Genomic DNA, 8346 nt, shown 5'->3' on the forward strand with positions numbered 1-8346 from the left:
CCCGGGCCTGCGGCAAACTGGATCAGCCACATACCCGGGCGGGCCTCCGGGTTTCTCCCGGTGGCTCTATGCGGCCTTTCTGCCCTGGGAGGACGATGGCGGGGCCTGGGCTGCAGATTCGGTCTGAGCCTGTCGGACCATCTGCTGGTGGGCCCGGACCCAGTTGTCCAGGTTCCTTGAGCGTGACGGGACGTCCCGCAGCACGCGGACCGCCGAGGCAAGCCACGGCTGAAGGTCCGCCGCCCTGACGACATAACAGGCTCTGAGGAAAGCGATGGCCTGCTGCGGGTCGACCGGCAGTACCTCTCCCTCGATGATGCGACGCGCGGTAGTCCGGGGCAGGACGCCGGGGCCGGACATGCGCTCCATCTCGCCGGGTGTTGGGTAGCCGGCCCACACATGCTGCCGCCGCAGGGCGCGCACGAGGTCGGCCGGACTGGACAGCAGCCTGGGATCGGGGGCTTGGCGAACGTAGAAGGGAGCCCGCGTGGCCCGGCGGGCTTTGATCCACAGCTGGCGGGCGCGGTCCATGAAGAACTCGGGGTGGAAATCGCCCTCGTCGGCGGTCGCGAGGATGAACTCCTGGACAGTCTCCCAGGACGGCACGACCGCCCCAGAAGCAGCGCGTTCGAAGGTCGCAGCCGACACCACTGTGCTGCGTGCGGCCATCTGCTTGTAGGTCATCTGGGCGTGGTGCCGGCGTGCGCGCAAGAAGTCGGCGAGTTTCGCTTTCTCTGGCGCGGTGCGGTCGACGGGGTTCTCACGGCGTCCCACGGTCCTCGCCTCAGTTCCCGGCGCTGAAGTAGGCGCGCACGAGCCGGCTGAGACGGCCCGCGCCGCGGCTCGGTACGACGGCCAGGGCGACGATCGCCGCGCCGATGCCACCGGCTCCCGCAAGCAGCTGCAGCACGTCCTGGACGGCGTGCGGGCGAGGAGCGAGGAAGGCCGCGGTGACGACGAACGCGATGATCACGCACGCGTGCGGCATCCCGAACCGGCCGCAGGCCACGGTGTGGTCGGCCGATACCGACTCGACGGTGGCGGAATTCGGCGCGGCAGAGGGCTTGCTGCCCATCAAGAATCTCCTGACTACCGTCCGGCGACCTGCCGATCGCCGGACGGTGCTATCTGGCTCCAACCTTTGGCCCAGGCGTGCGCCAAGCGGGAGTTGGCGCTCCCAGCGCACGAACGGGCTGCTACTGCGGCACAGTTTCCCAGCCCCTACGACACTCCTGAGAGGCCGTCAAGCAATTGCCTCACCAGCGCGCCGATGTGCACTTCTTCATGAAGGGAGTACCGTCCACGACGATGTCAGGCCTGCCGACGCGGCCCGGGAGGGCCCGGACAGATAAAAATGTGCAGGTCACAGCGTTGCGTGCCGTCCTACCATGGCTGGCTGACAATCGTGAGTACACCGAAAAGCCAGTAAAGACGCAGGTCAGGGCAGGTGGGGTTGCGGTCTGGGACCGTGCACCGGGTACGTTTCAGTTAGCCCCTTCACCCGATTGAGGGAAACCGGCGGCAGGGCATTGACCTGCATTGATTCAGTTTTGTGCCTTCTGGCTTCGATAGCCTCCCTGCCTAGGGAGGCAGACTTCTCATCACAGGCAGCCGTACGGCCCGCCTGCCCTGATTGCTACTGGCTCCAACCACCGCAGCAGGGAGGGCTGGTGTTGGCGCACCAGCCCCGGATGAAGCCGATCCCCACGCCACGTCGTCTGGGGCATCGGCTTCACCCGTATCCGTGTCAGCCACCGCGCGGTCTCCACCCTGGCTCCGCGCCCGCCCAGACCGGCGCAGTGGCCGCAGACAACCGGATCGGCCAGGAGCAGAGAGTGGGGAATGCAGCCGACATGGCTGACGCCGACGGGATGGCCCAGGGCGGCAGTCTCCCTCCTGGGATCTTCCGTGTAGCGCCCTTCGCCGGAGAGACGACGGCATCACTGGTCTGCCGCGCCGCAGAGCGCTACGGGCTGGAGGCGAAGACGCTGCGCTCCTGCTGGAAGTGGCGCAATTACCCGCCCAGGCACGAGGGCGGCGTGCGCGGGCCGACGCCGACATGCTGCTCAACGCGCCTGGCCGGCAGGTGCTGGCAGCCGTGTGCGGCATCGAGGAGGACGTGCTGGCGCGGGCGTTGCCGTCCTGGGGGCAGCAGGACGCCAAGCTGTCGGACGGAAAGGACGGAGTACCGGCGGCGGCGTGGCGGACCGGCAGCGCGGCCGCCCGGCAAGCGGCGTTCGGCTGCCGCCTGTGCGCGGCCCGGCGTACGGGGACGGCGGTGCGGGTGGTGCGGTACACGCCACGGTGGGAGCGGGTGTGCGCCCGGCACCGGCGGTGGCTGCTGGACGCGGACGCCGACCAACCGCTGGAACACCTCGATGTGCGAGGCCTGCCGGAGGTAGTCGCGGCGCAGCAGCGGTGGAGCGGGGTGGCGCGCCGAGCCGTGCGGTCCGGAGCGGAGCCCGAAAAGGTGTTCGCGCTGGCGCACGCGGTCGTGGCCCGGTGGTGGGAGCAGGCGCTTTCCTGGGAGCGTGAAGTCATCTGGCCGCGCCGCCTGCACCAGGTCGCGGGCGGCAACGCCGGGACGGAGCTGGAGTGGTGGCGGATCGTGGGGCGGGACGCGGTCGTCTTCCCCGAGGTGGTGGCCGTGGCCGACGCGCTGCTGGACCCGGATATGGCCGAGCTGGTGTGGCGGGGCCGGGCGGCCGCGGCCGCTGCCCGCTGACGGGGCGTTCTGCGGCCGGCTGGGCGAGCGGGTCGGGCGGGGGTGGCTGGGGCCGCTGGCTGCCACCGACTACGGCGGCCCGCTGACCTCGTGGATGGGTGCCGTCATCCGCCTGCGCCGTGGCGCCGGGGGCCCGCCTGGTTACGGCAACGATCCGTGGTGGCTGAGGCAGGAGAACCAGCCCGCGTCCGTGGCCGCCCAGTTGCGTGTCCTGTCCAAGGAACGCAGCGTGCCCGGCTCAGGCACCACGTGGCGCTCTGCGGTGCCGGCCGAGCAGCGGGCACGGATCACCAGCCTGGTCAACGAGGCCGAAGAGCAGCTGACCCAGCTGCGCGGCGCTCAGTACGGCAAGACCGCCGACGCCGCACAGCAGTTGCTGGGCAACCTCGGCCATGCCGCCACACTGATCGAGCAGGCCGTACGGGAGACCGCAGCGGCAGCCCTCGCGGCCGGGATGGCACTGGAGGATCTGGCACGCTGGGCCCGCCTGCCGACCGATGTCCTGGCCGAAGCACTCCCGGACCACCGCAACGAGCAACCGAGAAAAGGGTTGTGAGCAAGTGTCAGGCGGCAGGCAGGGTGTGCACGGGCCGTCATCCGCAGGGCAATACCTCATCGTCCGGTGCTCGTGATCAAAATCCGTGAAGCCGCCCGCCAGCGAGGCGGGACGGGCTTGACTGGGGCGCGTGGGCAGCAAGAACGCAGCGGCCGCAGCAGGTGGCCGCTCATAACACATGCAGACGGATACCGGATCCGAGTGGGAGGCAGTCTTCGTCGACTCCCTCGGGCAGGTGGTGCAGCAGCGGTGGGCGGACGCGGTTCTCGCGGTGGCCTTCGAGGAGCTGGAGCCGGTGTCGGCTGTTCCCGGTGGTGCCGGGGCGGCGGTGGGGGCCCGGACAGTGGTGGTCGGCCACGACCGGCCGGCATGTGGCGTGCGGGTCGGCCGCGATGCGGGCACAGCTGATGGTGCTGGACCGCGACCCCGAGGTGGTCGGCCTGGCCGGGCGGCCGGTCCGTCTGCTGTGGCGGGACGCGCGCGGCCAGGTCCGCTCGTGGGTACCGCAGCTCTTCGCCCGCCACCGCGACGGCACCGCCCTGCTGGCCGACTGCCCCAGCCACCCGGAGGCCGGCGGCGAGAGGGCGCAGCGGGCTGCGACGGTCCTGGAGGCGGCGTGCGCGCAGGCCGGCTGGAGCTACCAGCGCCTCGAGCCGCTGGAGAAGACACTTTCGGCGAACCTGAAATGGCTGGCCGGCTACCGCCACCCCCGCAACGCCGGCCGTCCCCCTCTCGCGGCCGCCGTACGTGAGGCGTTCGCACAGCCACGGCCGCTGATCGAGGGCACCGAAGAGGTGGGCGACCCGATCGAAGTCCTACCCGCCGTCTTCCACGCCCTGTGGCACGGACACCTCACCACGCCCCTGGACATACCGCTGAACGAGCGGGTCCTCCTCAGCCCCGGCGCCGGCGGTGCAAACGGCCGCGGCGGCCCGGGCAGCGGGGACGGACGGTGAGCGTGCGGCGTCGCGGGCGGCCGGTGCTGCAGGTCGGAGCGCACGTCCGTTTCCGTGAGAGCACCTGGCAGGTCATCGCTGTGGCGGGTCAGCAGGTCCACCTCGCCGGTGAGACAGGAGGAGACGAGACGGTCGTGGCCGGGCATCTGTTCGCCGACCCGTCCTTCGCCATCGTGGGTGCTGAGATGCCCCAGGCCGTGACGCAGTGGGGGCTGTTCGAGACCGCGCCCGAGGACGCGCGGCGCAAGGCGCTGGCCTGGCAGCGGCACATCCGCGAGGTGGAGTCCGGCCTGCCCGGCGGGCCGGACAGCGGCGGGGTGCCCCGGGCCGAGTACGACCCCGACCGGTTCACGCTCGCGCAGCGCGAGGAGGCCAAGGCGGCAGAGCTGACTGCGATCGGCTTCGGACCTGTCTCCCGGACCACGGTACAGCGCATGCGCCTGGCCTACCGCAAGCAAGGCTTGTGGGGGCTGGTCGACCACCGCACCACCCGCCGTCCCAACCCGACCGGGCGCGCCGACGAACGCGTCATCGCCGCCATCGAGGAAGCGCTGCGCCGCCAGCGCGGCCGCTCCAAGGGCACCATCAAAGGTCTGACGCCCCTGGTCGCGCAGATCCTGGAGGACCGGTACGGGCGCGGCACCGTGCCGATGCCCTCCCAGGCCACCTTCTACCGGCTCGTCCACCAACTCGCCGGTCCCGCCGAACACCCCTACCGCCCCGCCCGTACTCTCCCCTGCCCCACCGGCGGACGGGCGTTCACCCCGACCGTGGCACTGCGGCCAGGCGAGCAAGTACAGGTCGACACCACCAGGCTGGACGTCCTGGCCGTCTTCGACGACGGCACCACCGGCCGCCCCGAACTCACCATCGCCGTCGACGTCGCCACCCGCGCCATCCTCGCCGCCGTCCTGCGCCCCGCCAGCACCAAGGCCGTCGACGCCGCCCTGCTACTCGCCGAGATGGCCGTCCCTCACCCCGCCCGCCCCACCTGGCCCGACGCACTGCGCCTCGCCCACACCCAACTCCCGCAGCTACAGCGGATGATGGGCCTGGACGAACGCCTTCAGGGCGCAGCCGCCCGGCCGGTCGTGGTGCCCGAGACGATCGTCGTGGACCGGGGCAAGGTCTACCTGTCCACGGCGTTCAGCGCCGCCTGCGAGACCCTCGGCATCAGCGTCCAGCCCACCCCGCCCCACGCTCCCGCCGCCAAAGGCATCGTCGAGCGCACCTTCGGCACCATCAACGCCCTGCTGTGCCAGCACCTGCCCGGCTACACCGGATCCGACGTCACCCGCCGCGGACCCGCCGCCGAAACCGAGGCCTGCTTCAGCGTCCCCCAGCTGCAGGACCTGCTCGACGAATGGCTGATCCACTACCACCACCGCCCCCATGAAGGCCTGCGCCACCCCACCCTGCCGAAGAAGGCGCTCACCCCGAACCAGATGTGGGCCGCGCTGGTCGCCGTGGCCGGCCACGTGCCCCTCCCCCTCAGCGGCAGCGACTACCTCGAACTGCTGCCGGTGCGCTGGCAGGCCATCACCGAACGCGGCATCCGCCTCGACCACCGCACCTACGACGCGGATGTCCTCGCCCCCTACCGCGGCCAGCCGTCCCCCGTCACCGCGCGCGGCGGCAAATGGGAGATCCACACCAACCCCCACGACGCCCGCCAGGACTGGATCCGCCTGCCCGACGGACACCTGACAGAGATCCCGTGGATCCACCGCGACCACATCCACCAGCCCTTCAACAGCGCAACCTGGCAGCACATCAAAACCATCACCGCCCGCCACGGCGACCGCGACACCCACGAAGCCGACCTCGCCGACGCCCTCGACCAGCTCATGCGCCGCGCCCACACCGGCACCGCCACCCCCGGCGAGCAACGCCTCCTCACCCGCACCGCACCGCTGAAAACGCCCTCGCCGACGGCCGGCACCCGCACGCCCCACGCCCCGGACCCGCAGGCCGACGGCTCGGACGACGACAGCCTCGACGACCTCGACGACCAGGAGCAGGGCGACGGCGAGGACGAACCCGGCGACGACAACACCGGCGTCCCCGTCCCGTACACCGGACTCGGCCTCTACAACCCCGCCCAGGAAGCCCTCAACTGGTGACCACCCGCCCACACACCACCACCGCCAGCCACTCCCCCAGCCCGGCAGGCCAGCCTGCCCGCACCGCCGCCGATGCTCAGTGGCCCGACGTCCACGAGACCGAACCGCAGTGGCCGATCACCACTTGGCAGGGCTGGCAGCACTTCGCCACCACCCCGCCCCCAACCCCGCCCAAGGCCAGCGATGCGCCCCGCAGCATGGAAGAACGCCTCGCCTACCACTCCGCGTTCGTCACCGTCCGCACCCCCGCCATCACCACCCTCGCCACCCAGGTCCGCACCCTGATGCTGCTCGGCCGCCACCAGCAGACCACCGCCCTCCCCTCACTGATCGTCACCGGCCCCGCCGCAGCCGGAAAACCCACCGCCCTCCTCGAAGTCGGACGCACCTCCCACCTCGCCCACACCCGCAAGAACCCAGCCCCGCCCGGACGCGCCCACGAGCAGGTACCGGTCGCATACCTGCTGGTGCCACCCGGCGCCACCGCCAAGACCCTCGCCACCGAATTCGCCCGCTACCTCGGCATCCCCGTCACCACCCGCATGACCCAGACCCAGATCACCGAGGCCGTCTGCCACACCTACACCCAAGCCGGCGTCCGCCTGATCCTCATCGACGAGATCCACCGCCTCAACCCGCGTACGACCACCGGCGCGGAGGCCACCGACCTGCTGAAAGACCTCACCGAACGCATCAGAGCGACCTTCGTTTACACCGGCATCGACGTCGCCGCGACCCCCCTGTTCAGCGGCATACGAGGCGCCCAACTCGCCGGCCGCGCCAGCCTCATCACCTGCGGCCCCCTCCCCGCCCGCCACGGAAACACCCGCCCCTTCACCGACCTCATCACCGACATGGAAGCCGCCCTCGACCTGACCCAGCACACACCCGGCACACTCCCCCGCCACGCCTCCTAGCTCCACCAGCGCACCGCCGGCCGCATCGGAAGCCTCGCCCGCCTCATCCGCCAAGCCGCCATCACCGCCATCTGCGACGGCACCGAACGCATCACCAAAAAATCACTCGAAGCCATCCAGCTCGACCACCTAGCCGAAGAAGCAAGGCGCCCCCGAACCCGCCAACCGGCCAGAACGGCATGATGCGGACATGAAGACGACCACCGAGACGCCGGGCGACGAGTTCGCCGCCCTCTGTCGGCAGGCCTGGGACACCCTGATCCCCGCCCGCGCCGGCTACCTCGCCGACGTCTCACCCCACTACGACGAGGTCCTCCACGACGTCGCGCAGCGCACCGAGCACACCGGCAGCCTCGGCAAGACGGACATCGCAGCCCTCGTCGTCTGGAAACGGCTCTCCGCACAAACCCGCTGGGTGACAGACCTCATGTCCCTGCCCGACACCCACGTACGAGCCGTCACCGAGCGGGCCGTCACCGCCGTCCGCGACACCACCCTCACCCCCAGCGAAGCCGCCCGCACCGGACGCGGCATCATCGCCGAACTGCCCGGCTTCCACACCGGCGACGCCCTCGCCTCAGCCGTCCTCACCGCAGCAGCACCCAAGCGCATGGCCGTCTACGACCGCCACGTCCAACACGCCCTGGACACCCTCGGCCTCACCCTCACCCCCACACCGGGACGCTACGGCCGCTACCTCCAGCTCCTCGACGACCTCCTCCAACACGGCGCAGCACACGCCGACGGCTGGAGTGCACGCGACATCGACACCGCCCTGTACTGGACCGGCGGCAACCCGCTCCAGCCGACACCGGTGTAGGCCCACCCACACAAGCCCTGACCACGCAACAAGCCGCTGACCAGCACAAACCCGCGCCAGCCCTTTAGATGCCAGACACCATCACCAACAACACACCGCCGTTATCAACAAACCCCCAATCACCACAGGCCAGACACCCCACCAACACCGCCTCCAGCGTCCCGTAGGCGTCGGAACCGTTATCAGAGAATCCACAACACCCCAGTTCAAGCCACCCACACCACACCAACTACGAACCCCGGAATCACA

Annotated in this window: 7 protein-coding genes and 1 pseudogene; 6 read left to right on the forward strand and 2 right to left on the reverse strand. The window is 70.7% G+C overall.

All coding sequences use genetic code 11. From position 1 onward, the window contains the following. Window positions 1-66 precede the first annotated feature (66 nt). Window positions 67-774 carry a helix-turn-helix domain-containing protein gene (locus AV521_RS44945; protein WP_076097748.1) on the reverse strand — a complete coding sequence of 236 codons (708 nt, stop codon included), beginning with the start codon at window positions 772-774 and terminating at the stop codon, window positions 67-69. Between the two features lie 10 nt (window positions 775-784). Further along, window positions 785-1075, reverse strand: coding sequence for a hypothetical protein (locus tag AV521_RS44950; RefSeq protein WP_076097750.1), 291 nt, complete (start codon window positions 1073-1075; stop codon window positions 785-787). 930 nt (window positions 1076-2005) lie between these two features. Between AV521_RS44950 and AV521_RS52015 the strand changes: the two genes are divergently transcribed. The 6 genes and pseudogenes from AV521_RS52015 (at window position 2006) to AV521_RS44975 (ending at window position 8097) form a co-directional block, all read left to right on the forward strand. After that, window positions 2006-2725, forward strand: a complete 720-nt coding sequence (locus tag AV521_RS52015; RefSeq protein WP_256725996.1) for a hypothetical protein — start codon at window positions 2006-2008, stop codon at window positions 2723-2725. A gap of 94 nt (window positions 2726-2819) precedes the next feature. Beyond that, window positions 2820-3281: a hypothetical protein gene (locus tag AV521_RS52020; RefSeq protein ID WP_256725997.1), complete on the forward strand. Its 462-nt coding sequence runs from the start codon at window positions 2820-2822 to the stop codon at window positions 3279-3281. A 314-nt stretch (window positions 3282-3595) separates the two neighbouring features. Then, complete coding sequence (locus AV521_RS44960) at window positions 3596-4237, forward strand: TnsA-like heteromeric transposase endonuclease subunit (RefSeq protein ID WP_305965228.1); 642 nt, start codon at window positions 3596-3598, stop codon at window positions 4235-4237. Continuing rightward, window positions 4234-6360, forward strand: coding sequence for a DDE-type integrase/transposase/recombinase (locus AV521_RS44965; protein ID WP_076097751.1), 2127 nt, complete (start codon window positions 4234-4236; stop codon window positions 6358-6360). The genes AV521_RS44960 and AV521_RS44965 overlap by 4 nt, the downstream gene beginning before the upstream one ends. Before the next feature lie 116 nt (window positions 6361-6476). After that, window positions 6477-7460 (forward strand): annotated as a pseudogene (locus AV521_RS44970) (TniB family NTP-binding protein). A 7-nt stretch (window positions 7461-7467) separates the two neighbouring features. After that, window positions 7468-8097, forward strand: coding sequence for a hypothetical protein (locus tag AV521_RS44975; protein WP_076097752.1), 630 nt, complete (start codon window positions 7468-7470; stop codon window positions 8095-8097). Window positions 8098-8346 lie beyond the last annotated feature (249 nt).

Origin of the sequence: Streptomyces sp. IMTB 2501 (assembly GCF_001953885.1) — a bacterium.
Taxonomy (GTDB): domain Bacteria; phylum Actinomycetota; class Actinomycetes; order Streptomycetales; family Streptomycetaceae; genus Streptomyces.